Raw genomic sequence first — 26949 nt, 5'->3', positions numbered from 1 at the left:
TCCCGTCTTCCGAGGCCACCGGCGCGCGGCAGGACCAACCGGGAAGCTTACGCAGTGCGACGGCTGGGCGGGCCTTGTTCAGTGCCATCAGGTCGGACCTGATGACGTTTGGGCAATATCTCACGCAATTGCGGGGCGCAGCCCTGGCGAAGTGGCGGCGGAAGGCGGACCAGCGCGGCAAGCGCACAGCGACGAAAGGCGAGGGGGAAGTGCGGCGCCGCAGTATCGCCATCGTGGCGTTCATCCAGGGCATGGTCATGGCGACACTGGTTGTGGCCATCGTGATCACCGGTGGCATCCTGTGGGCGCTGTACGGCGCGCCGTCTGCTGATACGCCGGCGCGCTTCGACCGGCATTCCCTTCTGCTGAAAGCGGCGGACGGCCGCTCGCTCGGACGCGCCGGACCGCTCGCGGACGTAGCTGCCCGCAACGCCTTCCCGGACCTGCTTGTCAAGGCGGTGCTGAGCATCGAAGATCGCCGCTTCTATCAGCATGTCGGGATCGATGCCCTCGCGATGCTGCGCGCAGCGACGGTGAACCTCGATTCCGGCGGGGTTGTCCAGGGCGGGAGCACAATCACCCAGCAGCTCGTGAGGCTGCGCGGTCTTGTCGGGCGCGAACAGTCGATGAACCGCAAACTGCGCGAGGCATTCGCAGCGCTATGGCTCGACTTTCACATGGATAAGGACGCGATACTCACCGAATACCTGAACCGTGTCTATCTTGGCGGCGGAGCCTACGGAGTATTGTCCGCAGCTCGCGTGTATTTCGGAAAGGGGCTGGCCGCGCTTTCCTTGGCTGAAGCCGCCATGCTCGCCGGTCTGATTCAGGCGCCTTCGGCCTACAATCCAATCCGCAATCCTGAAGCCGCGCGTCAGCGGGCCGAGCAGGTGCTCGACGCGATGGTCGCAACCGGAGCCATCGACGAAAGGACCGCCTCGGAAGCCAAAGGCGCGCCGGCCGACGCAAAGACCGCTGCTGAGTTTGCGCCCGCCACCTCCTGGTTTGGCGACTGGATCGCCAGGCACGAGTATCCAAAAGTGGCCGGCAAAGATGCGCGCACCGTCACAGTGCGAACGACGCTGGTGCCGGAACTGCAAGAAACGGCGGAACGGATCATCGCAGACACGCTGAAGATGCCGCAGCGCGGCGGGCCATCACAGGCCGCGGTTGTCGCCATGCGGCCCAACGGTGCCGTTGTCGCCCTGGTTGGCGGACGCGATTACGATGAAAGCCAGTTCAATCGTGCCGCAGACGCGCGGCGGCAACCCGGCTCCGCGTTCAAGCTGTTCGTCTACTATGCCGCCCTGCGTAACGGTTTTTCGCTCGGCGACGTCATCGATGCCTCGCCGCTCCAGGTCAAGCGCTGGGAGCCGCAGAATTTCGGCGGCCGCCGCTACGGCAGGATGACTCTGGAGCAGGCTTTCGCGCAGTCTGTCAACACGGCGGCGGTACGGCTCGCGACCGATATCGGATTCGACAAGGTGGTTGCCGCGGCGCGGGATCTTGGCATTGACGCGCCGCTGCCGGCAGTCCCCAGTCTCGCCCTTGGCACCGCCGAGCTGACGCTCGTCGACATTGCCGGCGCGTTTGCATCAGTGCGTGCAGGTCGGCGGGTCGATCCGTTCGGAATAACGGCAGTCGGCCCGGAGAACGAGGGACTACGCACTCTCGGCGCGCCCACGGGCGCTGAATTGGCGTTTCGCGAAGAGCTGGTGACACTCCTGCGCGGCGTGGTGACGGACGGCACCGGCCGAAGCGCTGATACCGGCGGCTTCGTTGCCGGCAAGACGGGCACCAGTCAGGATCATCGCGATGCCTGGTTCATCGGTTTCAACGAAACGCTTGTCGTTGGCGTGTGGGTCGGCAACGACGACCAGTCTCCGATGCGGGGCGTCACGGGAGGATCATTACCGGTGCAAATCTGGAGCCGTTTTGTGGAGGCGGCAGGCGCGGTCGCGCAGAAAACCGGACCGCGCGTTGCCGCCGTGGAGCCTGCGCCGGTTATCGCACCGGAGGCGGGCTCGGCTACGGAACGCCAAGGCAGCGCGGATCCGGTTCAATGCGATGTCGAGATGTGCGCGAATGCCTACGACGGCTTCCGCGCGTCCGATTGCACGTACCAACCGCGCCGGGGCCCGCGAAAAGTGTGCGCGATCCCGCCGCAGTCGGCGGCGATAACCGCCGAGACCAGGACTCAGCTTACGAGCAACCCCTCCTGCAACGTGGATGTGTGCTACCGACGCTACCGATCGTTCGACCAGACGGACTGCAGCTATCAGCCGTATGGCGGCGGCCCGCGCCGTTTCTGTGACGCGGAGCGATGAGAGCTCCACGCGGAGGCAGCAAGGGTCGGCGCTAACTTTCGTGTGCTATTAAGCTATTTCGGAAGTTCGCTCGATGACTCGCCGCAACAAAAGTGGAGCGGTGAACGGGCAAATTGTCATGGCCCGGAAGCCCGTGACTTAAACCAAATTATTTGGAAGTTGTGGTAGAGCGTATCTGATCGCTCTGAATGAGAAACGGTCCCAGCACGGAGGTAGCTGGGACCGCCACTTTCTCCCGGCTTGTCTCCACGATCCCCGGGAGCGATGGGTTCGACTCTTAGCAACGCTGCAGGTTCCTAAGAACGGTCCCGACGCAGGGCTGCGGGCTCAAACGATCTTCCGCGTTCCGTTCACTATTGGGCAGACGTTGCCATCCTTTCCCGCTTCTATCGAAACGCCGGATGGGTGCCCACTACCCTATCCGGCTGTTAGGAAGGTAATACTTTGGATGGCCTCGGCGCATGCGCTGGGGCCATATTTATTGACCTTTACTGTTTGCTGCGATCGACTTCCGTACCTGTGGGGTTCGGAGACGGCGGCGTCGGACGGTTGGTCGTCGCCGATCCCGTGGTCGTGCCGGGCTGGGTTTTAGTCGTGCCCGAGGGCCCCGCAGGGTTGGCCGGCTGGGTCTGCTGCGCGGTCTCGCTGGGCGGCGTGATGCCCGCCTGGTCCACGCTGTTGTTATTGAGGCCGTAGAACAGGACACCCAGCACAACTGCGATGGCGATGGCGTACATTGCGACCTTGGTGCCGCTGGCGGGACCTTCGGCGAGCTGGGGATCGGCTTGCAGCTCATTATCGCGACGCCGCATTTCCTCATCACTCCGGCCCGCACGATGGGGATCGTTCGGATTGGGTTGGTATGCCATGAATCCGTTCCTCTGGTAGCGCCCCAGTTAAATGGTCGGCGCTTGCGGATGTTCCTCGCCATTGTTGCGACCACCGGCCACACCACTCGTCCCCAGTGGTCCGACGGCGGGCCGAGGCGCACTCGTCTGTCCGAGTTACGGCCGGTGTAGCGCGGAATTTCCGCCGGCGGTCTCTTGTACCATTCGCAGGGCCTCATTGAACTTGGCACGGTCGTGCCGCGCTTCCGGCGGTAGCGACGTGACCGTGTGATGAATGTCGGCCGGGATCGTCAGCCTGCTGTCGAGCGGCTTGTTTGCGCATTCCCAGAAGCGATCGAAATCGTCCATCAAAGGTCCTCCCGAAGGCCTCTCAAGAAAGGATGGCGCACCTTGCCTTCACCCGATTTGGCTCGGTACTCGATCTCGGCGAGCGAGCAATTCTGGCTCAACCCAGATGCCCTTGTGCGCGATCCGCTGGTATAGGGCTGGGTTTTTCGGATCAGTGGCGTCAGGCGCTTGCGCAGCTCGGCGGATGATTTCTTGTCAAAGCCATGGTCTACCTTGCCAGCATAGATCAGGTTATCGCCTTTGCGGCGGCCGACATAGATGCTATCCCAATCGTTGCCGTCCAGTGCAAAGCCCGCGATGGTCAGCGTCTTGACGCAATCGGGTGAGCGTCCGCTACGATATCAGCGCGCTTGGACACAAGCCCCTCAAGCCCCATCGGGGGAGCATGCCTGAACAAGTCTGGGCCGATCTCTCCCTGTTCAAAGTCACTCAGCAGATGCCCATCCACTCGCCGCGCGAGGAGCCTCGCTAGGCTAGTCTTTCGCATGCTCAGCGGCAGTTTCCGGATATCGTCGCCGTCGCTCGCCAGCATGTCGAAGGCGTAAAACTGGACTTCTTCGTCATGCTGACGCGAGTGCAGGTCGTTGAAAGGACGAGGTTGTTTCGCGCGCGAGGCGGCGCTATGCCGGTCCTGAGCCGAGCTTAAGCGGCTGTCGTGCCCCGCGAGAGGCGCTTTAAAAACGCGGGATCGACGCACAGACGGGGCGAAAAATGCAGAGGGCAGGGTGAGGCTGCGAGTTCCGTGTGTTGGGGCCCACCATTCGCACGGCTGACATCACGCTCCCGAGTTCCACGGAAAGGCGAGTGGACTTTCAACCTAAGTATTGATGTCATACTCAGGTGGTGTGCAAAGATTCGGAAATCGCGGAGCAGCGAGTTGCAAATGGTCTGGAAGCAAGAAAATCTTCCCCAGTTATCTTTCGACCATCCCGCCAAGTGGTTTTTGCTACCCGGTTTGGTTTTCCAGTGGGTGCTGTACATGTTTCCCGCAAGGGGAAGGGCCTCGGAATCAGCGCGCCAGGCTCGAAGCCAACTCATGACCTACTACTACAGCGCTATTTTCTACTTCGTTACCATTCTCGTTATCGGCATGGCCGTCACAAAATAGGTTGATAGTGGGATTCCTTATCTTTGGTCTTGTCGCGCTTTATTTCGCGATCCGTCTGCTTCTGACTTTAGCCTTCGTCGCTGCACCGGCCTTGGTTTTGGCGAGCACAGCGATCAGCTCGACGGGTCGCGACGATTTCCCAGATCCTGACGAGCTTGTAGATCCAAATCTCGAAAATCTCCTTAAGCAGATCGACGATGTGCTGGCCGTGCTTTCGGAAGAAGTCACCAATTTTTACAGAACTGGCGCGAGCAACGGGCTTTCGCTAACCAGTAAAAGCAATGGAACGCGCTTCGACAAGCGCAAATCGCTTGGGCGAGCACTCAATGCGGCCCTGGATGATGCTGCTAGCAAGATCTTCGAATACCAATCTCTTAGAATCACCTACGAAGAAAGAAGGCAAGCTCTTAAGAGAAAATATTATAATCAGGTGAAAAAGTGGGCGAGGCCCAAGGCGGCGAATGTATCCAATTGGGTAGGCGCAATCGGTTTGTGCTTAGCTCTATTTGCTTCTTTGACAACTGGAATTGGTGACTTGGCATCAAATGTGGTCGTCGCGAATCCTTACAACGCAAAGCCTGGGCTAATCGCTGGCTTCATCGTGGGCGCTCTAGGGTACGGAATAGCCTACTTCGTTACGATGCGAACGAAAATGGCTGAATCAAATTATTCGGCAAAATATGAGGAGCGTGCCGCATTTCTCGCGAAACTGGACGCCGATGCGCGGGAAACGGTCAACGAGGAGGCGACTGAGTGGGATGTTGGGGGGCAGGCTGAACCGGCAGAGGATTGGCATACCGTTTTGAATATTGGTGTGGATGCGACTGTAGATCAAATCAAAGCAGCGTATCGCGAGGCAATGAAGCAATATCACCCCGATAACTTCGAGGGGCGTGGGCAGAAAATAAAAGACCTTGCAAATCAAGAGACACGAAGGATCAACGCGGCCTTTGAGGCGGCTAGAGACGCTCGTCAGTTTTGATATCGCCTCGGGTACAACTACGCACTTCGCCGAAGGTGATCTTTCTGTTCGCACTTCATCGCATCCGCAATTCTGCTGAGAAAGTCACATTAGCCGCGGAACTGCTCTCATCGAACACGGTTCAAGTGTTTTCGGCAAATACAGTTCAAGAATCTCTCGGGGATTTGCCGGATTCCGTGCGTTGGCTCTTTGAATTGCTTGTTCTTCGATACATCCTTGATCCGATAAGATTCATGATCGTGGCAGCGCATCATGAAGAGCGAATGGGAATCTCAGTGGGAATCCATGACGATCGATGAGTGTTTGAGCTCCGCGAAACGATGCAGGATGTCCTTAGCGAGAGACTGAAGGCCAAGAAGGCCGAGATCGAGCATATATTGCAAATGCTCGATCAGCCGTCGAGCGATGTCGGGCCGACGAAGGCTCGCAATCGCTAGTCCGCTTACTTAGACGTGCAACTCATTGCCGACGGGCTGCGCGATGATGACAGGATGGGCCGGCTCTTGGCGGCGCTCTGCAGCCTCGGCTGATCGCACCATCTCTCTCAGTTTCTGAGTTTCCGCCATTTGGTTGTGAAGATCGATCGAGATCTGCAAAAGGCGCTGCGTGCGGACTTCAAGCGACTGTTCCATGTTGGCACCTCAAAGCATCACAACACTGGACCGACCAGTCTAGGCGCCCTCTGCACATTGCCCTCGTCGCAATCGAGGCACCACCAGCCGATGGCGAGGTCATGGACACATCCCAACGCACAATCTACCGCGGCCGGCAGTTTGGTGTGGATGGCCGCGGCCGAGTCGTGCTCACCTGTCGCTGCATCCTGGAATCGAGGGCAATGAGGCTGCATTTCGCGAACCGTTCGTTAGTGCGGTCGCGGACGTTTGTGGGGATGAGTTTGCGGGCCGCGAGCTTGAACTGATTGAGGCCTTCGATCGGATAAATCTCGTCGGAATTTTAGAGACGATGCGGGCGCTGGAGTACTTCAGGCTGACCGCAGTCGAGAGCATCGTCAGTGCCGTGGTCCGTAATAAGGTGCGAAGGCTTCTCTCCCCGCCGTCTCTGCCAGCAGCTTCGAAGAAGGGGAGGCAAGAGCTGACAGAGGAAGCAAAGCGTGAGCGTCGGGCGCTCATCTCGCGTGTCGTCGAAAAGAAGATTGATCTCGGCCGCAAGCTTGCGGCGCTACGCGACGCCATTCCGGGCAATAAGCAATTCGGGTGGGCCGTTCGCAAGCAGTTCGACATTGACGACTCAAGCGACGTCACCGAGATGATGCGGGTGGCTCGGCGATACGGCAAGCGACCCGAGATTTTCCGCAATGTCGGCTGGCGTGTCCTTACGGAGTTGGCTTCTTCTGCAACGTCAGAGGAAGAGCGCCGGGGATTCGAGGCCAGGATCTTGACCGGCGAGCGCGTCAACGGCATCGAGATAATCCGCGCGCGCACCAAAATTCACAAGGCGCGGACGGTTTCGGCCTGATGTGCGTCCATTACGATTAGCCTGAAGGCGTTCCGCCGTCAGGGCGATGTCATCAGCGATCAGCAAACGGCGACGTCGACGTCGAACGTTGCGATCGGCACCGGCGCCAGGACCTTTGCGGTCGAGGCCGGCAAGGCATTCGAGGCTGACCAGTACGTGCTGGGCTACCAGACGTCCGATCCAGCCAATGCGATGCTTCTTCGGATTGACAGCTATTCGCCCGGCGCGCTCGTCACCACCTCCGTCGCGGCCGATGGCTCCGGCACGATCGACGACTGGACCATCGTGCTGGTCAAAAAGTAAGCGCGCACGTCGTCGATTTCGATCCGATGCCAGATAGGCTGGGCAGGAACTTTCCCTCGCTCCCATTCGGGAATAAGCGTGCGGTCCGGAACAGTCTCGATATCTAAACAAATGATCTTGTCGTGTTCCATAGTTTTAGGCGGGGCTCTTTTTTGATGAGTGTGACCTTGTTCACCGTCTTCATTCGAGGAGTGACTTACAAAGGACGCTGGTGAGATGATCCAACCGGGAGGTCCTCATGACACGGATAGTATCCCTAACGAGCCTTATGGCTTTGTTCTCAAGGGTGGGAATTATGCAGTCGAGGCGTTTGATGGGAGTGGCTGTCATTGCTGCAACGTGCATGTGCTTTCATCCCTATGCGCACGCCTATTCACTCTGGTCTACAAGCGCCGTAGGCTGCGTACCAGTGAGCGCGTCAGGTCTTGTTGTCACCGCTGGTGCTGTTACCGCCACGGCTGGCAATACTGTCACGCTCTATTGCGCGGGGCCCACCTCGATAGGTCGTCCCGTTACCCATATCGAAATAACCTATAAGGGCGGCGGGACCCCCGAACCTACGGAAGCCCGAGACACACAGGCGGCGGCGCGTCTGGATCAATTTTTCAGGGGGATTGCGACAGCTGAGTTCATCGAAGTATCGAAGGAGACAGGAGCTGAAACATCAAAGTGCGCAGTCCAGTCCAACGGTTCGTTTCAGATCGCGACCGATGCAGGGAAATGCAGCGAAACCGGATCGATACCGAATATTGATAAAAATTTCTACTACGTGCGAATTATGGTGAAATCCGGCCTCTTCGCGGGACAAGACATGAGCGTCTACGGCGTATCGCTTAGTTGGCGGCCGACGGCTTCTCCCTGAACGGCCGCCGCGATCTCATGGTCCTCTGCCTCCCGCGCGGCTATGAGATCGGCACGCGCGGCAGCCTACATCGCGAAGGCTTTGTAGATCGGGAACCACCATCGTTCGGAGTCGAAAGCGCGATTCCTGTTGGCAATGCCATACGCGCGGATTGAAACAAACAGAATACAAGCGTGATGGCAGCCAGCAAGCCAAAACCATCAAGCTGCCCTTGAATGTCGGGCCTAAACAGAGTGTCGCAACTTGAGAAGTGCTGCACGCCAGAAGCTTTTCGGCTTCTGAAAATCAGAAATGACAATTGACTTGTCGGGCAAATCAGTTGTTTATAGGGAGCCTGCTATTTTCAGGAGGCTTCTTTATGTCCGATCAATCTTCCGAGCTTATAGAGATCTCGAAGCTCAACGGCGATTTCAGAAGAAATTACGGCAGGCTGATCGGCGCTTATCTCTATCTGCGATCTGTCAGCGCCGCGCGCGGCCGCTCCTGGTTTTGGTTCGGCCTCGCTTCCTTCGTTTGTTCTTTAGCGTTGGCCTGGTTGGCGCGACGTGGTTGGACGCTGTCAGTCGGGTTTTGATATCTCGGATCACCTCATCCAAGCTATCGATGCGCACGGCCTTTTCACGGGCCAAAGCCAAATCCGAAAGCGTTACCCAAGCCCCGGTTCCCGTTCCCCATGAAGCAGGTATCACCAGATAATCCTTAACGGCCTTGTTGAGTTCGTTTAGTCGAAGTACGACCAGAATCCCGGCGGATGTTTTCCCGCGGAAGGCTCTCCAGTGCGGCAATTCGTTTGGGCCTCTCTTTGGCAGTCGTCGCGCCACCAGGAAGGTGATCTTGAGCTTCCTGTTCACCTTTAAGCCGGCGCGACTCTGCTCGACGACCGCCTTAACTCTCTGTTCGGTCCTTAGTGCGTCGGCCGCTTGCGTGGCATGCTTTGTCAAAACGTCGGCCCAAAAAACGCGAGGATCTATCCAGTCGCAGCCGCGCGAGGGATCATACCCGAGCAGAGCGTAGACTTTTCGCAACGATCCGAAATGCTCGGCGTATGTCCCGGCAGAGGGAAGCCCGGGCGTGTTGTTGATGATGGTCCAACTCAGTTTTCCCTTGCGATGGAGAGTCGTTCGGAGCCTCAGCAACATCTGATCTTCTGGGATCTGGATGCGCCGCTCGGCCATGATTTTTTGTGCGCGTGCAAAAAGATTGGGATCGACGATCGGATCGATAACTGCCAGGCCTCGAACCCACCGATCTTGAGGATTGCTCATCAGCTTCTGCCCAATGGGTCGCGTGGTGCGGTTGTAAACGATATTGCCGATATAGTTTTCATTCATGAGAAGGATGCGGATCATGGCGCCGGTCCAGGGTCGCCCCTGATTGGTGATCTTCGCCCGATTGAGCTCCCGGGTGATTTGGCTGTACGATTTTCGCTCGACTACAAACTGATGAAATATCCGCCTGACGACGACGGTTTCCTCATCGGGTCCGGGCTGAAGCCGCACGCGATCCGTATGCAAGGCCTTGCGCTCTCCTTTCGTAAGCCTGCCTTTCGAACACGCGCGCTCATCTACTAGCTCCCTGCGGAGCCCGAACGTAAGAGGGCCACCAACGCGATATCCGAGGCCTGCGACTCGACTCTGACCAGTGTGCACTTTCACACCAAGCTCTCGGCTATACTCAGCCGCCATCACACGTTTGATGTTCTTGAAGATGCTTGACAGAAGGCTTCCGTCGTTGTCGAACTGCTCAGCGCAATAGGCGACCTTGATGCCGTTTCGCTTGCAGACAAACTCGTAATGCGCGCTCTCGTCGACATCCTGGAAGCGTCCCCAACGGCTGACGTCGTAGACCAAGATGTGGTCGAATTCCGCATTTCCTGATTGAACATCCTCGATCAGTTCGGTCAGGCCCGGACGTCCTTTGATCCTCAGACCACTGCGCCCTTCGTCGACGTAAGTCCGAACGATATTAAGTTTGCGTTGCTGAGCGTACGCGGCAATTGCGGCGGCCTGGTTCTCGATCGAGTATCGCTGAAAGTCGGTCGACATTCGAACGTACTGGGCGGCACGGAGCGCCTTCTGGGCCTTTGCGAGTTGGGTATTGCGACGGATGACGAGCGCATTGACCATGGGCTTTACTCCCGATCGGTCTGCTCGGAGGTCATCCAATCCTCGAACCGGCTTCGGTGCAAGGGCCGCCGGTTCACGCTGGCGGGCTTGCCTTTTGTCAGCGGCCGTACAGACCGCGCCCCCAATGGCGGCCTATTCTGTAACCCCCTGGCTACATGTCCCCCAGAGCTTAGCCGGGGGTAATCTCCAGTGGTCGGCGGCCCCGGTGCGTTGCGTATTGCCGGGGCCGCTTCATTCCACGAGCCGCATGGTCCGGCGCCGTTTCATGCGATCCAGAGCGTGGACAACTTCGTCTCGATCGAGAACAGCAATTAGCCGGTGCACCGTTCTCGTGGCATCGCTCGGGCCGGGCGCGATGTATTCGCCGAGGATGCGCCTGGCATCCTCCATAGCCTGCAATACGATGTCCTGATCCGGGGTGTTCATGGTACGCGCCTTATTGAGCGCGGACTCAAATTCAGGAAAACGGACTTCGTTCCTAACTGGTTTGTGTCCTGTTCCTATTTTGCCATCTGGCCACTAGTGAACCGACAGCGGCGTTAAAGAGAGCGTAAGCTCTTGAACATCACCGCAAGGTACTCCGGCAATTATCGGTGACGAGAACGCCAGTTGCGCTCCCGCCTTCCCTGAAAGGAACAGCGCATGCAGAAGCGTCGCCGTTTCAAACAAACGACCTCAATAGACCAGCGATTGATGGAGGAGGCGGAACGCCTTCGAAAAGAAGCGCGCGGCACTCCGCCAGGTATCGCGCGTGAGCGACTTATCAGGCGAGCCCGGCAAGCCGAAACAGCCGTAAACATTCAGCAGTGGCTTACCTCCCCGGGCCTGCGAGCGCCAACCTAGGCACGCCGGGCCTCGTTCTTTTAGGCCGCCTGCTTACGTGAGCGAACAACTTTCGGGTTTCATGGTTCTACCTTCGGGGGAAGGTGGTTCCTATGCGACGCTACTATTTCGATTTGAGAGACGGTGACGATCTCGCCCCTGACGAAGAAGGATTGGAGCTTCCTAATATTGAGCGGGTGCAGGAAGAGGCCGCTCGCTCACTGGCCGACATGGCGCGTGACGCGGTCAGAATGAACCATGACCGGGCGGGGCGCCAGATGGCAATCGAAGTTCGTGACGACGACGGCCCGGTTCTGCAGGTGAAGTTCACCTTTGAAATTGATCGGCACAAGCAGTGAGACGGGGGCCGCTACAGCGCCCCGAGCACCTGCCAGACGATCACCGTCACCAGTAGACGATCCTCTGGCCGCGAGCGCCGAACAGATCGGCCCCAGCGCTTCGGGGAGGGCAACACTGGGGCCGCTGAATACGCGCCACGGGCAACAGATAGAGGCGCGCACAGTCACTAAAAACGGCCCCAGTGCTTCGGGGAATGTGCACACTGGGGCCGTAAAGTCCCACTCCTAATTATTGCCTAATTTTCCCGACCCGGATTTGTTCCGGTGGCCTATTTCGCCCAGTACCCGGATGGATTTAGGATCAAAGATCGTTCCCGGTCGTTACCCCTCCATCAACGGGAGGAACCAGAATGGGCCAATCGACCCCTATCAAACGCAGGAACCGGTTTTCGGAGGAAGAGCGCGCGAATCGTCCCGCTCTTGAAGAGCGGGTCTTGCAAGTCGCGAAAGATCTAGAGGAACGAGCGAGCAAGCTGCCACCAGGTCGAGAACGTGATGACCTAATTCGCCGGGCGCGTCTGATGGATACAGCAAATCACATCAACGAGTGGCTCTCATCCCCCGGGCTGAGGCCGCCTATTTAGAGCTAAGGCCGCCCCGGTTGGCGGCCTCTTTCACTCCAGAACCTCGTATTCGAACGCCACGCCTTCCGGATCGTTTTCCTTAAACCAGGCCTCGGCAACATCTTGGCTCGCAAAGGCCTTGAGGTGATCAACATCGCCGACTTCCTTGCCGCTAGCTCGCCATGGCTCAGGGCGCTCGCTGAAGTGCGCCAGCGGGCTACGCGTGAGGGCTGCTGTTATGGGGGGTCACGGGGGAAAATGATGGCGAGTTTCGAATACCACCTGAAACAGGCCCAGATCGCTGGGCGTCTTGCTCTCGCCGAGTCTGACAGGGCGAGCGCCGCGCGACTGCACCTACTCGCGCTCGAGCATTTTGAAAAAGCCGAAAAGATGAAGCCAAAATCAGAGGCGGCAATGCCGCCTACGCCAATGGCCAACAAAACGGCAGCGACCACGCCTAGTACGCCGCCTCACTTGGCGGCGAAGCCAAGCACCTGCCACACGATCGCCAGCACCAAGATCACCAGCATTGCATAAGCGGTCCTGCGGCCAATGCGGTTCAATCTAGTAGGCCCGGCCATGCCGCCGATAGCCAGGGGGCTCTTGCGCGCTCGCGAAATATGGATTGATCACGCACTGTGCCGCGCGGCCCGATGCCGACGCGTTGCATTGAGGCAGCGACGTGTAGCTGCATTCGTAATAGGTGGTCCGGTCGTACAGGCGCAGGCAAACCGGATAAGCCGGATCGTACATCTGGGCAGTCGCCGGAGAACCATCCCGATTATCAAAATCGCCAAGGCCAGAATGCGCATCAGAGCCTCCTTCGGCAGATCTCATACTCAAAGGCTACGCCCTCCGACTCAGTGCCGGTAGCCGTCCTCGTCGTCGAGCGCCGTCTTGAAGCCGGGCGGCAGCCGAGGCCGCTCGCCCACGGCCGGCGAATTGCAGGTCGGGCAGGGGGCACCAGCACGGCCGCAGCCGCAGGCGTGCTCACCTTCCCACGGTTGGTCCGGATGGTTCTCGCAGACCCAGCCGCTACCCTCGCAGAGCAAGCATTTCATCAGGCAATCCTGTACGCCTTGGCTCTCTTCACCCTTGGCGTGACATCTGGGTTCGGCTTGCCGGCGTTCAACGCCCGCAGCACGCCGATCCGACCATGCATCAGGAAGTCTCGGCCTTCCGCCGTCTCGATGAGGCAATGGATCGCCGTCTGCCATTCGCGCCGGTTCTGTTCGGCCTTCGACAGCTTCGTGATGTAGCTCGCGGCATCTCTCAACGTGAGAAGCCGGCGGCCATCCGGAAGCGGAATTGGATCCTCAAACGAGGTGGACCAGGGCACGGGAAAGGGCTTTTCAGAAATGGGGGCGGGGCCGCCACGAGGGCACGGAGCGGCCCCTAAATCGCGCAGTACGCAGCGGGGGCTATGGCCATCTCTGCGCGACCTACAGCCACGCTAGACCTGTTCGGATCGGCCGCAACTAAACTCGCTTGTTAAGCTTGATAGCCGCCGCGCAGGTTAATTCCGGAACGACCGAGTGGCTGCAGTGATAATCGCTGCAGAAGACGACGACTCCAAGCACGCCGGGCTCTCGCATCTCGCCGAAGGTGATCTCTGTTCGCCCGCATTGCATTCGCAATTAGACGCGGAACTGCTCGCATCCGTTTCGGTTCCGGTTTTCCGGCAAGGCGGTCAAGAATTTTTCGTGGATTTGTCTGATTCCGTGCGTTGGCACTTTGATTTGCTTGTTCTTCGATGACATTCTTGATCCGATAAGATTCATGATCGTGGCAGCACATCATGAAGAGCGAATGGGAATCTCAGTGGGACTCCATGACGATCGATGAGCTGTTTGAGCTCCGCGAAATGATGCAGGATGTCCTTAGCGAGAAACTGAAAGCCAAGAAGGCCGAGATCGAGCAGAGATTGAAAATGCTCAATCAGCCGTCGAGCCATGGCGGGCCGACTCGCGGTCCTAAGTCCGGTGGCTAGACGCGCAGCTAAGCAGCGAGTGGCGCGCTAACTACAGGACGAATTCGCTCTTGGCCATGTTGTGTTGTCTCGGCCGTTCGAACCGCATCTCTAAGTTTTTGAAGTTCAGACATTTGGCGGTGAAGATCGATGGAGATTTCTACAAGACGTTGCGTCCGTGCTTCAACCGTCGGTTCCATGCTGCACCTCAGACCCACTCAACACCCGGACCTTTTAGCCTAGTTCTTTCCGGTCCTGACCGTCTGCACTGGAAGGTACATATGGCTGAAGCACGCGCAATTCTGCCAAGAATCGGCCGCAGCTTAAATTGGCCATTCCGGGGGTGACCGGCGGTGGCGAGGTGGCCCGGCGTGTGTGGTCCGGAAGCATCGCGCGCCGGGCCGCCTACCTGGCGCCCGGACCCCTAGACAGCCGGGATCACGTTGTCGCGCTCCCCGCGCCCTCGCTGGCGATCCTGAGGCGGTGCTGAGCCACCTGTCGCCCAAGCCGGACGCGGGGACCGTGCACTGATGCGGCTTGTCGCCGGCGCGGCGAGCAGATCACCCATCTAACCGGTCTGTCTGCTTTAATGGTGAATCCTCGAAGATTGCGGCCGCGGCATCAGCCGCCTTGGTCGATGGCTGCGATTCCTCAAATTCTTTCTTCTGCGCCTTGGCTTCATCGATATTGCGAATTCTTTCAGCTATACCTCTAAAATGTGAGACATCTTGGGCTCGCAGGAGCCCGGGAAGGGCCTCGCCAGTCGCCCGGTTGGCATGATAAGCAGATACGCAACCGATGATCTGAACAGCTTCGGGAGATGGACAATGAAATACTGGCCCTCCGCTAACGCCGTTGATGGCAACACCGTCGATCAGATACCCCTTTCGGGCCTCCTGACGGGCGCTGAGCGTGCCGGCGAAGAAGCAGAGCGTGTTCGGCTCTATGTTCGGAAATCCCAGCCAGCCGACGTCGATACCGATGGTGTCGGGCTTGCCCGGTGGCATAAGGCCTATGGGGACCTCCGGCAGCTTAAAGTCGCCTTTGACAAAGAGCACGACCGCCGAATCGTTTGAATGATCAAGAAACACGATCCGATCGCCAGCACTTAAGAACATTGCATCCGCTGACATTTCATTTCGAATTCGGATAGGTTGTTGCCATTCATCGGCATGACTTACCACGTGCGCCGCCGTAGCGATGCCGCACCATGATGCGTCGTGATTGTAGAACGCCAAAAAGCCCGTGCCGTATCCGTTGGGGGTCTCTATGCGAACTACGTGCTGGCGAACCACATTGATCGATTCTTCCCAATTCACATGCTTTCTCCTATAGCGAATCGCGCAAATCCGGAGCATGACACGCAACACGTGTGGTGCGCGCTGGATTCTCGATTTTCCCGGCTATTCACAGGGGCAACCGGAGGGCGAGGGCAAGGGGGAAGTCGCCGAATGAAGCTGTGGTGGGTGCCATCATTGCAGACCCGCCTTACTCTCTTGAAGGCAGCGATCTTTGCCTTGCTGCATGCTGGCGTTAATCGATGAAGCGATCGTGGTTGGCAAAGAGCAGTTTGGGCCCGGATCCGGCGCGGCGTGGATTGAATCGCATGTCGTTGGGCCTAACGTGCAATTAGCGCGCGCCTTGCGAACCTTTTCTGCGACGCCCTTGCAGTTGGATGCCCAGGTCGCGTGATAGGTATTTTCTACACGGGATATGCAGGCTTCATAGTTAACTTGAGCTGCGCCTCGTTCTAATGCGCGCCTTTGCTCTGCTGCGTCCCGCTCCTGTTGGGCACGTTCCTCTGCTGCTTTGCGCGCAATGTCAGCGCGCGCCTCTTCAAGGCGACGCTCGTTGTCCATCTGGACGTCTCTCGCCGGAAGATAGACTGAATAGTAATAGCCGACGCTCCCCGCGGCTCCGAGGAGCGACACCGCAAGGCTGATCTTCAAGAAGGCGTCGACCGGGCCTGCCATTTTCATCTCACCAATCTTGACGTGGTTATTCGCGAACCGGCTATTGCGGCGGAGCCGCTAGTCATGGGCGTACAGGATTTGCTGAACGTTGTTTGGCCATCTCGTGCGACCGCTCCATTAGTGAGCGGATCGCCGCACCTTTCGCCACAGCGTCATCGGTGCCAGAAGTCACGCGCTCAGCCGTGCATTTTGTCGTCGGCGGATTCCCGCACTGACGGGCGAGCGCTTCCCAGCCTACGCATTTTCCCGAGCTGTTGCGGTAGCCTGGGCCACCGTTGTCGCCACATGCTGCGAGCGCGGGCTGGCAAAAAAAGATGAGGAGCAGGGCGGCAGTGATGGTTGCCCGAACCGCGGGCTGCACTCCGAAAAAGCTGCCGGCCCTTCTCACTTCATACGCCAGCCGGCCCCTGTGAAACGTCGATCACGTGCCGCTCGGTCCCGACGGTTATTACGATAGTGTAGCTCTTTTGTCCGCCAGCTTGGTCCGTTGGTGGCGCTAGATGCAGTTGGCCGCCGTACCACTCGCCCGGCATGAGCGTGTTATCTTTGATCACGGCCTGCTCGAGCATGGCCATGTTGCGTTGGCCAGTTTCGACGGTTGCAGCGACCATAGCCTCGTTCTGAGCCGCAGCGTTTCCCTGCGCTATGGCTGCTGCCGTTGGGCTATAGAATGTGCCTGTCCGACCGCTGGGCGTGGTGTAGGTCCCGCGGCCCGCATTTGCGGCGCTATAGGAGTTTCCGGCAACGGCGATGCCCGTCAAGATGGCCGCCGCCACCTGCCGGTTCTTCTCCTCCTGGACCAGCATCTCATAGCTCACTACCTGCATGCTGAAGTCGCTTCCTCCGACATGCTGGATGGCCTCGACCTGACCGACCCGGAATTCTACGGGCTGGCGGCCAAGGTTGTTAATGCCGACCACAAACACCAGGCGTCCATTGGCCTGAAGCTGCCGCGCGGCGGGCTTCACCAGCACGAGTGACGTCTTCTGCCGTGATACGAGGGCAGGTTGCCCGTCGCGCATCAGGGCCTGCTGCTGCGGGTTGGAAGCCTTGAAAGAAACGGTTTCGCCATTCGACACACAGCCGGCCAGCACAGCGCAAAGCGCCGCAATCGGTAAAATACGCATAATGAAAACTCCCCAGTCCCAGCCCGGCATACAAGCGCAACTGTTGGGGGAGGGCAAGGTCGGTTTCGCGCGACTCAAAAGCAATTCGCCTCGACTGTGGAAACTCGGTGACAGCAGGCGCCACCGCCCCGCCGCGACTCAGGCTCTGCATCTGCCGGCGCAATCACGCGATGCAGATGGGAGACGGAAATGCAGGTTTCTCGGAGGGGGTTGTCGGACGAGAAAGCGGCGCGGATGATGGCCGCGCTACGCGAGGGAAAGACCCTTCGGAAATTTGCCGTTAAGGCGCCACGGCTTGAAGCCTATTTCAAAGCACACCCGGACTACGAGTGTGAAGCGCGGCCGTTGATGGCAGCGAATGCCAAAGCCGCATTTCTCCGCAAGGGCGCTTACATTCGCGAAAAGACACACTGCGTCAACGGGCACTCGTTCGCAGAGCACGGGCGCGTCGTCATGCACAAGGGGTGGATGACCCGCCAGTGCAGAGCTTGTGAAGTGATGAGGTATCACCGCGGCGGAGTGATCAAGCCGGAAGTCTTGAAAAAAGTTGCGGATCGTCTCAAGGCGAAAGCGTCCTTGAGCAGCTTCACCAAACCAGGCTCCGGATACTTGGTTCGACCCGATACGTTGGCGCGCTATCGGAGAGAGCACCCCGATTTTGATCGATTGGTGATAGACGTTATTAAGGGCAGCAACAGCCGGGCGCAGCAGCGGCGTTGGCAGCGGATCAAAAATGGCGTCGCCCGTGAGCAGAACAACGACTATTACCGCATAGTTGAAATGGTGCCCCGCTATCTGCCTAGCCATGTTCGCGACGATGTGGTGCAGGCGATATTCATTGACCTGCTAGCAGGCTCGTTGCGGCGTGAGGATGTTCGGTCACGGATGGGGGATTATATTTCGGCGCAGGGCCGAATGTTTCCAACGAAGTTCGCAAAGTTTGGCGACAGCCCCTTGGTCTCGCTGGACGAGGCGCTCTACGAGGACGGCGGCGGCGCTAGGATCGACACCGTCACACGGGGCCTGTGGGACTAAGTAAACGAACTGATCGCGGCCTCGGCGCGGTGACCGCCGGCTTCTACAGCGGTCAACCTACGTTGCTGAGGAGCGCGCTGCGCTCAATCTCTGGGCCACTCACGTTCGGACGAGGGCTGGCGAGGGCTGAGGGCGGCAACGTGACTTTCCTGCGTGTCAACTAGCCTCAGTTTCGGACTTGGCGATGAAGACCGTTGCTGGAAAACAGAGCGGGTTCTTCTCTGTCCGAGAATCTTTAAGCACTTCGGCGTTGTCGCGATATTTCTCAACGGCGCGTCGGAGTCGCCGCTTTTGCTCCAGGCGCGAGCAAGAAACTATTTCAGGGAAGACGCTCCTGATCGTGGGTAGGTCTGCGCCCGGCGCAAGCTTCCCCTCATTCAGCGCGTACCACCAAAGCTGGAAGACCTGGACCGGAAGGGGGATGCGCCCTGTGACGGCGAAGTAATCCCACCACCCGACAAATAGCGCAGCATCGTTTTTGGTGTCATCAAATGCTACGAGCGTCTCAGCATCATCTCGGGGCTTTCCAGCCCGCGTAGTCATATGTTTGAAGGCATTCCAGTATTTGCGCTGCAAGTTTCGCAGCTTAATAATATCGAGGTCCGGCACCGTTTCCAGCATATGGGTTGAGAAGGTGCGTATTTTGTTAACGTCGGCGATCGCATCGATGAGTTCTGCGCCGCCACAGGCTAGACACTGAACCGCGATCGGGTCGCGATCGCGAATGAACAGATCCAGCGCTGTTCCGAGTTGATGTCGAGCAACATCGAGTTTTGTCAGCTGAGCCATAGCTAAGCCGACCGTCGCCGCTCAGAGAATGCCTTCATCTCGTCTTCGCCTTCAGCCCCAGCTCTACAAGCCGGCGGATGGCTTCGGAAAGTGTTGGCTTATCCGGTTGGTTCTCCGCCCATCTCACGACGGCTGCGCGCATCACGGGCGAAGCCCGGAAGCCCATTAGGGGGTCGGTACCGGTTGCAGGTCGGCCCGGCTTTTTACGTTTAACGGATATTGACTTCGCCATAATTACGTTTAACGTAAAAGCAAGCCGAGGGGAAGCGCCAACTTCCGCCCCGGCTCTAACCCAAAGCAAGGACGCGACACCATGCTCAAGGCTGACAGCGTGCATAGCACGCCACGACTGAATTCGTCCCTAAACAACATCGCGAGACGACTGCCACCGAAGCCGTGGATACCTCCCGGCGCCGATTCCTGTCTCAAGCCGCCGCGGTGACCGCTGGAGGGGGCGCCCTCGCAACAGCGCTGTCGGTGTCCGCCACCGCCGCGGCCGCTGGGCAAGCCCCTGATCCAGTCTTTGCGGCCATTGAGGAGCACAAGGCAGCTCATGCCAAAGTGGTCTCGTGGGTCGATCGCTATGGCAAGCTCGAGAGTGAGATACCGGCGGAAAAACGCCGCTCCGACACCGACAGCATCGTCGAGACCGACGACCCCAGATGGATCGAAGCAGAACGACAGCTTGACCTAGCCTGGGATGCCGAGGACAGCGCCGCGTGGGCGCTTCTCGAAGCGCTCCCCAGTACCAGAGAGGGCCTATCGACGTTGATCGAGTACGCTCAATTCCGCGGCGACCAGTGGCCGGAGGGTTGGCAAGTCGGCTTGCTCGAGAACATCGCCGAGGCGCTCCCGCAACTCTGGCAGGAAGGGAGGGTCTGATCTCCTCATGCCAGTCGGGGAGCATAAGTCGCTGGAGTTCAGCCTCGGCGACATTCTGGATAAGGTGACCGCGCTCAAGGATGATTTGGCGATCGAGCAGCGTGACAACGCCGCTCCGGACGCGGGATCGGACGGCGAACGATCTGGCCCGACAGACAAGCCCGACCGCAATTGGAGGAGCGCCTACTCGGACATCGAAGGCCCTATCTGCGACGCGGTTCACATGATCGATATTGCGGCTGAACTGGCGAATGATGTGGCGGACATTGACGAACAACTTTTGTTCGCCGTGAACCATAGCCAGAAACTGCTGGAAGACCTCAAGGGGCGTTTCTACAAGAACTGGGAGCAGCAGACTAGCGACGCGGCCTACGTTGGAGGCGACGTCTAGACCGCGAGCCAGCGCAAGACTGCCAAGCCCGGCCTCGCGCCGGGCTTTTTCTTATCGAGTTTTTGCGTCCCGATCAGGAGGAGTACGGCGTCGGCCAGATCATTTGCGGCGGGCTCCAGCCCCCGGGAGTCGAGATGACGATAGACGCCGCCGCGGCTCCAGCTCTTTGTGCGGACGCCGCCTAATTCCTACGCCGTCAGGTCTGGACCGTTCCACACGGTTTTGCCGCTTTATCCCGGCATGATGATTCGGCGCTCGAAAGGGCGCATCTTGTGGGACGGCTCTGGCGCATTTTAGCCCCCAGCCCCGCGCCAGAGCCGTTTCACCAGGCGCCCATGCCCCAGGGCATGCTCGTGAGACGTCCAAGCGGACCGGCCTTTATGGGCGTACCAATTCGCGTACCAAAAGTCTGAAGAACTAGATAGTACGAGCAGGAACGGAAGGGCACAATGACGGTAATGCATTCCGCCGAACCCATTGAAATTGCTGACAGGACGGTACAGGAGGCCACGGGGCTAAACAGCCCCGTTCGCATTTCAAGACCGGTGCCTTAAACCACTCGGCCACCCTTCCAGCTCTGGAATTTCAGTCGCTTAGCGTAGGGCTGGCTCGAACGCAATGCGAACATGGCCCCGATGTGCATCCCATCCCTTTATTTTGGAAGAAACCCAGCGGTGAGGGCGTTGCCTTTGGCTAGCCGCGTGCACGTTGCGTGGTGCACTTCATACGCGTCGGGAAATCATGGGTGGCGACATCGGCCGAAATGCGTTCGCCGGGCGGATGCTGATTCTGCCGGGATGACATCGTCCCGGTACCGTTGCCTGAATTGGTTCGGACGTTTGTTAACCGAACACAACGGCCAGCAGGCTGGAGCACAGCAGCACGAAGCTGGCAGTCGTCAGCACAAGAAATCCGTTGGAGACGATGTCGTGGTTGCGCATGAGACACCTACCACATCCGATGCTCGTCCGAATTTATTAGACCTTTTCCGAATCCCCGATCGGAACGACCGAGCCATTTCTCTCTGAAGCCCGGGCGGCTGACGCCGCCGGCCGTCAAAACTCACGCTCTGGAACGATAGCCTTCAAATGCATGGGCAAGAAAAATGCCTGCGCTCACCAGGCCCATCAACGCTGTTACTGTCTCGATCATCGCACAAATCCTTTGCGCCCCTGCAACGCACAGAACGACTGCATCGTTGCACAGTCAAAAAGATTCACGGGCTGGAATCGCATATCGGTCGTGAGTGATGATTTGGTGCAACAGATTGTCTGAAAGCGGCACAGGGAGGCCATGACGAAGGGCGCATACAGTGTGAATCGAAGCGTTTCGCCCAGTTCGACGGGCGGCGCGCGAAGCAACCATTCATTCACCACGTGGGACCACACCCCATTTCCGCCGTGTTCCGGTTGCGATATCTTCACCACGTGATGCGGAGGTGGGCCGCATCGTGGGGTAAGGCCGCAACGCTTCGACATAGGCAGTCGGCCGCTGGAAATGGTAGTTGGGGTGATGGGGATTCGACGGCCAACAACAATCGTTCTGGCAATTCGTGGTACTGTTGCCGTGGCAACATGCCTTGTCCTTGCCAATTGCGCCTCGTCGGACAAATTCGCCAGGCGGATCGATCCCAAATACGGCGTCTCCTCGAGCCCCCGTGTGGTGGCGTTCGGAGAGGCCGTGCCGAAGGGCGGGGGAACTTACCGTATCGGCAAGCCCTACACCGTCGCGGGCCGGGTCTACGTGCCGGAAGAGGATCCGAACTATCGCGCTGAGGGAATGGCTTCCTGGTATGGCGACGATTTCCACGGCCGGTTGACCGCCAATGGCGAGGTTTTCGATATGACCTCATTGACGGCGGCCCATCCGACCCTGCCGATCCCGAGCTACGCCCGCGTCACCAATGTTCGGAACGGCAAGTCGCTGATCGTCCGGGTCAACGACCGTGGCCCTTACCACGGCAACCGCCTCATTGACGTCTCGAACAAGGCCGCCGAACTGCTTGATTTCAAAGCAAATGGCGTCGCTCGGGTGCGGGTTGAATATGTCGGCCGGGCCCCGCTTGAGGGTTCCGACGACCGCCAGCTCCTGGCGACGCTGCGGACCGGCGAGCCCGCGCCGTCCCCGGCGACGGTCCGGGTCGCCTCGGCTCGTCCGTTTGTTCCCGAGATGCCGTCGTCCGCCGGCCGAATCCGGGGCGAGGTGCCGATGCCGGAGGGACGGCCCTATAGCCTCGGCAATACCTCAGCGGACCATGCCTCGATCAACGCAACCTCGGAAATGTCGGCTTCCAGTCGCACGCGTGGCCGTGCCACGGAAAATCCGCGCGCCGTGTCCTACGAGAACGAGGCCAGCTATGTGGCACCACGCCAGGCTTACCTGCCGATCGATCCACGTGGCCCGAGCGAAGTCCTCAGCGGGCGAGGGCTGTACTAGATAGCGTTTCAAGCGAAGCATGCCCTCGGACATGATCCGTGGGTGGCGCCCGGTTCGCAACGGGCCAAATATAGCTACTCCTTCAGGAAGGCGATCAGGGCGGCGTTGACCTCATCAGGCCGCTCCTGCTGAATCCAGTGACCGGCCCCGTCGAGTATGAGTTTTTGCCGCAAGTTCGGCAGCACCCGCTCCATCTCGTTGACCAGCTTGGCGCCGATCAGCCCGGTGATGACGCCATCCTTCGATCCCGCGATGAACAGCGACGGCTGGTGGATTTGCGCGCCCTGCCAGGGTGCGGTCAGTTCCCAATTGCGGTCGATATTGCGGTACCAATTCAGTCCGCCGCGAAAGCCGGACTCCTGGAAGACGGCCGCGAAATAGGCGAGGTCGGCCTCGGTCAGCCAGTCCGGCAATGGCCGATTCGGATCGGCGCCAGCGAGAAATCCCTTGCCCTCCTGAACAAATTGGTGGGCCGCCGGATCGGAGAACCCGCGCCCGGCCAGCACGATTCGCATGGTCGCTGCGACATCGCGCTCGAATTCGGCCTCTGCCACGCCCGGCGCCTGAAAATACTGCCAGTAGAAATTGGTGATGCCGTTGTTTCGCAAGGTCTCCAGCGGCAGGCCGCGTCCGCGGGAAGGGGGAGGAACACTGAGGCCCGCCACCTTGGTAAAGATATCGGGCCGGAACATCGCCGCGTGCCAGGCGACCGGCGCGCCCCAGTCATGGCCGACAATGACGGCCTGCTTTTCGCCAAGTGCCGCCACCAGCGCGACCATGTCGCCGACATTGTGGAAGATGGTGTAGGCGCCGACGTCCGCCGGCGCGCTGGTCCGGCCGAACCCGCGCATGTCGGGGGCTACGACGTGGAAACCGGCTTCCGCGATGGCTCCGACCTGGTGCCGCCAGGAGTAGGATAACTCGGGCCAGCCATGGCAGAGCAGCACCAGCGGCCCCTGGCCCTGTTCGAAGACAAAGAAGTCGAGCCCGCTGACGGAAATAGTGCGAGAGGTTGGCATCGCGTTTCCGCCCCGTTTTTCGTATCTTGTCCGGAAATTGCAGCATCGCAACGATACGTTTCTTCGTTCGGCACCGCAATCAGATCGACACGGCCACAAGTCCAAAAACCTGTGTTGTTTGCGATACTTCCAACTGTTAGAACGCACGGATTCAGGACATCGCCGATGGCAGCAGAGACTTCCGTTTCCCGTAAATCCGACACGGCGACCATCATCCCGTGGCGTGGCCTGATGGCCGCGGTCGTCGCGCTCTCGGTCGGCTGGGGCGGCATCGTGTATGCCGCCAACAACAGCGTGCAGGGCGCTCCGAAGAAGGACGACGGCGGCTTTGACGGCGATGCGCCGACCGCGATCCTGGTCGAGGCTTCCAGCGGCAGCGTGCTGTTCGAGAAGAACGCCGACGAATTGCGGGCGCCGTCCAGCATGATGAAGCTGATGACGGTCGAGGTTGTGTTCGACGCCATCAAGCAGGGCAAGGTCAAACCGACAGACGAATATCGGATCAGCGAAAACGCCTGGCGCAAGGGCGGCGCGCCGGCCGGCGGCTCGACCATGTTTGCCATTCTCAACAGCAAGGTGTCGGTGGACGACCTGCTGAAGGGCGCGATCATCCAGAGCGGCAACGATTCCTGCATTGCGCTTGCCGAAGGCATGGCCGGCAACGAGCGGATTTTTGCCGCCGACTTCATGACCAAACGGGCGCGCGAACTCGGCCTGACGAAATCGACCTTCGGAAACTCCAGCGGGCTGCCGGACCCTGCCAACAAGATGACGGTTCGCGAACTAGCCAAACTCGCCCGCCACCTGATCCTGGCCTATCCCGACACGTACAAATTGTTCGGCGAGAGAGAATTCACCTGGAACAAGATCCGGCAGCAGAACCGCAATCCGCTGCTGAACACGCTAAATGGCGCCGACGGGCTGAAGACTGGCTACACCAAGGAGGGCGGCTACGGCATGGTCGGCTCGGCCGTGCAGAACGACACGAGGCTGATTGTTGCGATTAACGGACTGGAGGATCCCGACGACCGTGCCTCAGAGGCCAAGAAGATGCTGGAGTGGGGTTTTCGCAATTTCGAGACGCGCACGCTGTTCGCGGCCAACCAGCAGGTCGGCTACGCCAAGGTGTTTGGCGGCGAAAGCCGCTCGGTGAAGCTTGCCAGCCCCGAGCCGATCAAGGTGATGGTGCCGAAGAACGGCAGTGAGAAATTGATCGCGCGGATCGTTTACAAGGGCCCGGTCCAGGCGCCGATCCAATCCGGCCAGCCGGTCGGCGTCGTCAAGGTGTGGCGCGGCGCCAATATCGCCGTGGAGGCACCGGTCTATGCCGCTGAAGCGATCGGAACCGGTTCGACCGTGCGTCGCGCAATCGACGGGGTCAGCGAGCTCGTCATCGGCATGTTCCGCGCGGGCGCAGAGAAGCTCTGAGCATGACCCAGGCAACGCTGCAGCGACCTTCCGGACGCGGGAAGTTCATTACCTTTGAAGGCGGCGAGGGCTCGGGCAAGTCCACGCAGATCAAGAAACTCGCCGAGCGCCTTGCCGCGGCAAAGCTGCGTACCATCGTCACCCGCGAGCCGGGCGGCTCGCCGGGGGCGGAAATCATGCGGCATCTTGTGCTGTCGGGAATGGGCAAGCTGCTCGGACCGGACGCCGAGACGTTGCTGTTTGCGGCGGCCCGCGACGATCACGTTCGTTCCGTCATTCAGCCCGCGCTCAGCCAGGGAACATGGGTGCTGTGCGACCGCTTCTCGGATTCGACCCGCGCCTACCAGGGCAGCCTGGGGCAGGTCTCTCCGCTCGTGCTCAACGCCATGCAGCGCGTCACCATCGGTGATCTGAAGCCGGACCTCACCATCATTCTGGACATCCCGGTTGAAGTTGGTTTGCAGCGCGCGGCGGCTCGCCGCGGCAGCGGCGTGCCTGACCGGTTCGAGTCGGAAGACCTGCAATTCCATCAGCACCTACGCGACGCCTACAAGCAAATCGCCGCCGAAGACCCGCAGCGCTGCGTGCTGATCGACGCCAATGCCGATGCCGACGCGGTCGCTGCCCGCGTCTGGACGGCGCTGCGCGACCACGTGTTCGCGGTCCCGAGCCCGGCGGGAACGGCATGAGCGCGCGCAAGGTCGAGCAGGAAACGGCAGTCACACATCCTCGCGAGACGGCAGATCTGTTCGGTCACCGCGAGGCGGAGACGGCCCTGCTGAATGCCTATCGCAGTGGGCGCATTCCGCATGCCTGGCTGATCGGCGGCCCGCAGGGCATCGGCAAGGCGACGCTGGCCTATCGCATGGCCCGTTTCGTGCTTGCCAATCCCAATCCATTGCAGCCTTCGGTGCAGCGCGCCGAGACGCTGGCACTCGATCCGGGTGATCCGGTCGCGCGTCAGATCACCGCCGGTTCCCATGGTGGCCTGTTGGTGCTGGAACGAGGTCTCAACGATCGCGGCGTGATGCGGACAGTCATCACCGTGGATGATACGCGGGAGACGATTTCGTTTTTCGGCTCGACCGCGGCGGTCGACGGCTGGCGCGTATGTATTGTCGACACCGTCGACGAGCTCAATCCAAACGCCGCCAACGCGCTGCTCAAGATCCTCGAGGAGCCGCCGCACCGATCGCTGTTTCTGCTCGTCAGCCATTCGCCGGCGCGGGCTCTGCCCACGATTCTGTCCCGCTGCCGAAAGCTGCCGCTGCGGCCGCTTGCGACCGGCGACGTCGTGCGCGCGGCTGCGCGAGCCGCCGACATCGCACCCGATGATGCCGCGCTGTCGGAAGCTGCCGATGCCTCGGAGGGGAGCGTGTCCCGCGCACTGACGCTGCTCGGCGGCGACGCGCTGAAGTTGCAGCAGCGGACAGCGGCGCTGCTGGCGACGCTGCCGCAGGTCGACCCGCGCGAGCTGCATGCACTTGGCGATGCGCTGGGCACCAGCGACCGGGTTGCGCTGGCTGCTTTCATCGACGGCATCGATCGCTGGATCGGCGAAAAGCTGCGCGTCGACGATGCCAATGCAAATCTGCCCCGCCTTGCACGGCTGGCGGAGGTATGGGAAAAGATCATCCGCGCCGCGCGCGACACCGAAGCGTATAATTTGGAGCGAAAACCGCTGGTTTTCTCGGTGTTCGGGATGCTCGCGGACGCGACGCGGTAATCCTCCGCCGGATATCAATCCCGACAATCTATGAGCAATAAAGGAATTCG

32 protein-coding genes are annotated in these 26949 nt (G+C 59.7%); 17 read left to right on the top strand and 15 right to left on the bottom strand.

Annotation, left to right across the window (positions count from 1 at the left end):
* The first annotated feature begins 101 nt into the window (after positions 1-101).
* Positions 102-2327: a PBP1A family penicillin-binding protein gene (locus tag V1273_RS17965; RefSeq protein WP_334410437.1), complete on the top strand. Its 2226-nt coding sequence runs from the start codon at positions 102-104 to the stop codon at positions 2325-2327.
* A 488-nt stretch (positions 2328-2815) separates the two neighbouring features.
* Here the strand turns inward: V1273_RS17965 and V1273_RS17960 are convergent, their stop codons facing one another.
* The 4 genes from V1273_RS17960 to V1273_RS34060 form a co-directional block, all read right to left on the bottom strand.
* Positions 2816-3196 (bottom strand): hypothetical protein, encoded by a 381-nt coding sequence (locus V1273_RS17960; RefSeq protein WP_334410436.1) that lies wholly within the window; start codon positions 3194-3196, stop codon positions 2816-2818.
* Positions 3197-3331: 135 nt separating this feature from the next.
* Positions 3332-3523, bottom strand: a complete 192-nt coding sequence (locus V1273_RS17955) for a hypothetical protein (protein ID WP_334410435.1) — start codon at positions 3521-3523, stop codon at positions 3332-3334.
* A complete protein-coding gene (locus V1273_RS34065) occupies positions 3523-3750 on the bottom strand; it encodes an ATP dependent DNA ligase (protein ID WP_442894160.1) in 228 nt (75 codons plus the stop codon). The genes V1273_RS17955 and V1273_RS34065 overlap by 1 nt, the downstream gene beginning before the upstream one ends.
* 74 nt (positions 3751-3824) lie before the next feature.
* The gene (locus V1273_RS34060) at positions 3825-4220 is read right to left on the bottom strand and encodes an ATP-dependent DNA ligase (RefSeq protein WP_442894096.1); all 396 of its coding nucleotides are present in this window, start codon (positions 4218-4220) and stop codon (positions 3825-3827) included.
* A gap of 186 nt (positions 4221-4406) precedes the next feature.
* Here V1273_RS34060 and V1273_RS17945 point away from each other — a divergent pair, with 186 nt between their 5' ends.
* Complete coding sequence (locus V1273_RS17945) at positions 4407-4631, top strand: hypothetical protein (protein WP_334410434.1); 225 nt, start codon at positions 4407-4409, stop codon at positions 4629-4631.
* A 7-nt stretch (positions 4632-4638) separates the two neighbouring features.
* A complete protein-coding gene (locus V1273_RS17940) occupies positions 4639-5613 on the top strand; it encodes a J domain-containing protein (protein ID WP_334410433.1) in 975 nt (324 codons plus the stop codon).
* A gap of 446 nt (positions 5614-6059) precedes the next feature.
* Here the strand turns inward: V1273_RS17940 and V1273_RS17935 are convergent, their stop codons facing one another.
* On the bottom strand, positions 6060-6245 hold the full coding sequence (locus V1273_RS17935) for a hypothetical protein (RefSeq protein WP_334410432.1): 186 nt from the start codon (positions 6243-6245) through the stop codon (positions 6060-6062).
* A gap of 331 nt (positions 6246-6576) precedes the next feature.
* Between V1273_RS17935 and V1273_RS17930 the strand changes: the two genes are divergently transcribed.
* The 3 genes from V1273_RS17930 to V1273_RS17920 all read left to right on the top strand — a co-directional run bounded on the left by V1273_RS17930 (position 6577) and on the right by V1273_RS17920 (position 8254).
* Positions 6577-7089, top strand: a complete 513-nt coding sequence (locus V1273_RS17930) for a hypothetical protein (RefSeq protein WP_334410431.1) — start codon at positions 6577-6579, stop codon at positions 7087-7089.
* A 156-nt stretch (positions 7090-7245) separates the two neighbouring features.
* The gene (locus tag V1273_RS17925; RefSeq protein WP_334410430.1) at positions 7246-7392 is read left to right on the top strand and encodes a hypothetical protein; all 147 of its coding nucleotides are present in this window, start codon (positions 7246-7248) and stop codon (positions 7390-7392) included.
* 313 nt (positions 7393-7705) lie between these two features.
* Positions 7706-8254: a hypothetical protein gene (locus V1273_RS17920; protein ID WP_334410429.1), complete on the top strand. Its 549-nt coding sequence runs from the start codon at positions 7706-7708 to the stop codon at positions 8252-8254.
* 461 nt (positions 8255-8715) lie between these two features.
* Here the strand turns inward: V1273_RS17920 and V1273_RS17915 are convergent, their stop codons facing one another.
* Both V1273_RS17915 and V1273_RS17910 read right to left on the bottom strand, forming a co-directional pair.
* Positions 8716-10380, bottom strand: coding sequence for a recombinase family protein (locus V1273_RS17915; RefSeq protein ID WP_334410428.1), 1665 nt, complete (start codon positions 10378-10380; stop codon positions 8716-8718).
* A 231-nt stretch (positions 10381-10611) separates the two neighbouring features.
* Positions 10612-10806: a hypothetical protein gene (locus V1273_RS17910; RefSeq protein ID WP_334410427.1), complete on the bottom strand. Its 195-nt coding sequence runs from the start codon at positions 10804-10806 to the stop codon at positions 10612-10614.
* 509 nt (positions 10807-11315) lie between these two features.
* On the opposite strand from V1273_RS17910, the gene V1273_RS17905 reads away from it, so the two are divergent.
* Both V1273_RS17905 and V1273_RS17900 read left to right on the top strand, forming a co-directional pair.
* A complete protein-coding gene (locus tag V1273_RS17905; protein ID WP_334410426.1) occupies positions 11316-11561 on the top strand; it encodes a DUF6894 family protein in 246 nt (81 codons plus the stop codon).
* Positions 11562-12385: 824 nt separating this feature from the next.
* On the top strand, positions 12386-12661 hold the full coding sequence (locus V1273_RS17900; protein WP_334410425.1) for a hypothetical protein: 276 nt from the start codon (positions 12386-12388) through the stop codon (positions 12659-12661).
* A gap of 27 nt (positions 12662-12688) precedes the next feature.
* On the opposite strand, the gene V1273_RS17895 is transcribed toward V1273_RS17900, so the two are convergent.
* From V1273_RS17895 to V1273_RS17885, 3 genes are all read right to left on the bottom strand, one after another.
* Entirely contained in the window at positions 12689-12877 is a 189-nt protein-coding gene (locus V1273_RS17895) for a DUF3551 domain-containing protein (RefSeq protein ID WP_334410423.1), read from the bottom strand.
* Between the two features lie 107 nt (positions 12878-12984).
* On the bottom strand, positions 12985-13185 hold the full coding sequence (locus V1273_RS17890; RefSeq protein ID WP_334410422.1) for a hypothetical protein: 201 nt from the start codon (positions 13183-13185) through the stop codon (positions 12985-12987).
* On the bottom strand, positions 13185-13400 hold the full coding sequence (locus V1273_RS17885) for a hypothetical protein (protein WP_334410421.1): 216 nt from the start codon (positions 13398-13400) through the stop codon (positions 13185-13187). The genes V1273_RS17890 and V1273_RS17885 overlap by 1 nt, the downstream gene beginning before the upstream one ends.
* Positions 13401-13659: 259 nt before the next feature.
* Here V1273_RS17885 and V1273_RS17880 point away from each other — a divergent pair, with 259 nt between their 5' ends.
* Together V1273_RS17880 and V1273_RS17875 are read left to right on the top strand one after the other, a co-directional pair.
* Positions 13660-13881, top strand: a complete 222-nt coding sequence (locus tag V1273_RS17880) for a hypothetical protein (protein ID WP_334410420.1) — start codon at positions 13660-13662, stop codon at positions 13879-13881.
* Between the two features lie 41 nt (positions 13882-13922).
* Positions 13923-14114, top strand: coding sequence for a hypothetical protein (locus tag V1273_RS17875; RefSeq protein WP_334410419.1), 192 nt, complete (start codon positions 13923-13925; stop codon positions 14112-14114).
* A 539-nt stretch (positions 14115-14653) separates the two neighbouring features.
* Here V1273_RS17875 and V1273_RS17870 read toward each other — a convergent pair.
* The 3 genes from V1273_RS17870 to V1273_RS17860 form a co-directional block, all read right to left on the bottom strand.
* The gene (locus tag V1273_RS17870; protein WP_334410418.1) at positions 14654-15412 is read right to left on the bottom strand and encodes a S1 family peptidase; all 759 of its coding nucleotides are present in this window, start codon (positions 15410-15412) and stop codon (positions 14654-14656) included.
* Between the two features lie 153 nt (positions 15413-15565).
* Entirely contained in the window at positions 15566-16066 is a 501-nt protein-coding gene (locus V1273_RS17865; protein WP_334410417.1) for a hypothetical protein, read from the bottom strand.
* Positions 16067-16455: 389 nt separating this feature from the next.
* Positions 16456-17193 carry a hypothetical protein gene (locus tag V1273_RS17860; protein WP_334410415.1) on the bottom strand — a complete coding sequence of 246 codons (738 nt, stop codon included), beginning with the start codon at positions 17191-17193 and terminating at the stop codon, positions 16456-16458.
* A gap of 189 nt (positions 17194-17382) precedes the next feature.
* On the opposite strand from V1273_RS17860, the gene V1273_RS17855 reads away from it, so the two are divergent.
* Positions 17383-18228, top strand: coding sequence for a hypothetical protein (locus V1273_RS17855; RefSeq protein WP_334410414.1), 846 nt, complete (start codon positions 17383-17385; stop codon positions 18226-18228).
* Between the two features lie 156 nt (positions 18229-18384).
* Here V1273_RS17855 and V1273_RS17850 read toward each other — a convergent pair whose 3' ends face one another.
* Positions 18385-19017 (bottom strand): hypothetical protein, encoded by a 633-nt coding sequence (locus V1273_RS17850; protein WP_334410413.1) that lies wholly within the window; start codon positions 19015-19017, stop codon positions 18385-18387.
* 477 nt (positions 19018-19494) lie between these two features.
* On the opposite strand from V1273_RS17850, the gene V1273_RS17845 reads away from it, so the two are divergent.
* The 3 genes from V1273_RS17845 to V1273_RS17835 all read left to right on the top strand — a co-directional run bounded on the left by V1273_RS17845 (position 19495) and on the right by V1273_RS17835 (position 22726).
* Complete coding sequence (locus tag V1273_RS17845) at positions 19495-19899, top strand: hypothetical protein (RefSeq protein ID WP_334410411.1); 405 nt, start codon at positions 19495-19497, stop codon at positions 19897-19899.
* A gap of 7 nt (positions 19900-19906) precedes the next feature.
* Entirely contained in the window at positions 19907-20290 is a 384-nt protein-coding gene (locus V1273_RS17840) for a hypothetical protein (RefSeq protein WP_334410409.1), read from the top strand.
* A 1512-nt stretch (positions 20291-21802) separates the two neighbouring features.
* Positions 21803-22726: a septal ring lytic transglycosylase RlpA family protein gene (locus V1273_RS17835; RefSeq protein WP_334362554.1), complete on the top strand. Its 924-nt coding sequence runs from the start codon at positions 21803-21805 to the stop codon at positions 22724-22726.
* Between the two features lie 74 nt (positions 22727-22800).
* Here the strand turns inward: V1273_RS17835 and V1273_RS17830 are convergent, their stop codons facing one another.
* Entirely contained in the window at positions 22801-23745 is a 945-nt protein-coding gene (locus tag V1273_RS17830; protein ID WP_334410407.1) for an alpha/beta fold hydrolase, read from the bottom strand.
* A 165-nt stretch (positions 23746-23910) separates the two neighbouring features.
* On the opposite strand from V1273_RS17830, the gene V1273_RS17825 reads away from it, so the two are divergent.
* From V1273_RS17825 to V1273_RS17815, 3 genes are read left to right on the top strand one after another with little or no spacing between them, the layout of a single operon-like run.
* Entirely contained in the window at positions 23911-25173 is a 1263-nt protein-coding gene (locus V1273_RS17825; RefSeq protein ID WP_334410405.1) for a D-alanyl-D-alanine carboxypeptidase family protein, read from the top strand.
* Positions 25174-25175: 2 nt separating this feature from the next.
* Entirely contained in the window at positions 25176-25862 is a 687-nt protein-coding gene (tmk, locus tag V1273_RS17820) for a dTMP kinase (protein WP_334382209.1), read from the top strand.
* On the top strand, positions 25859-26899 hold the full coding sequence (locus V1273_RS17815; RefSeq protein WP_334382210.1) for a DNA polymerase III subunit delta': 1041 nt from the start codon (positions 25859-25861) through the stop codon (positions 26897-26899). The genes tmk and V1273_RS17815 overlap by 4 nt, the downstream gene beginning before the upstream one ends.
* Positions 26900-26949 lie beyond the last annotated feature (50 nt).

Origin of the sequence: Bradyrhizobium sp. AZCC 1721 (genome assembly GCF_036924715.1) — a bacterium.
Taxonomy (GTDB): domain Bacteria; phylum Pseudomonadota; class Alphaproteobacteria; order Rhizobiales; family Xanthobacteraceae; genus Bradyrhizobium.
The sequence above is the reverse complement of the archived record's forward strand: the minus strand, read 5'-3'. Positions and strand labels throughout refer to the sequence as shown.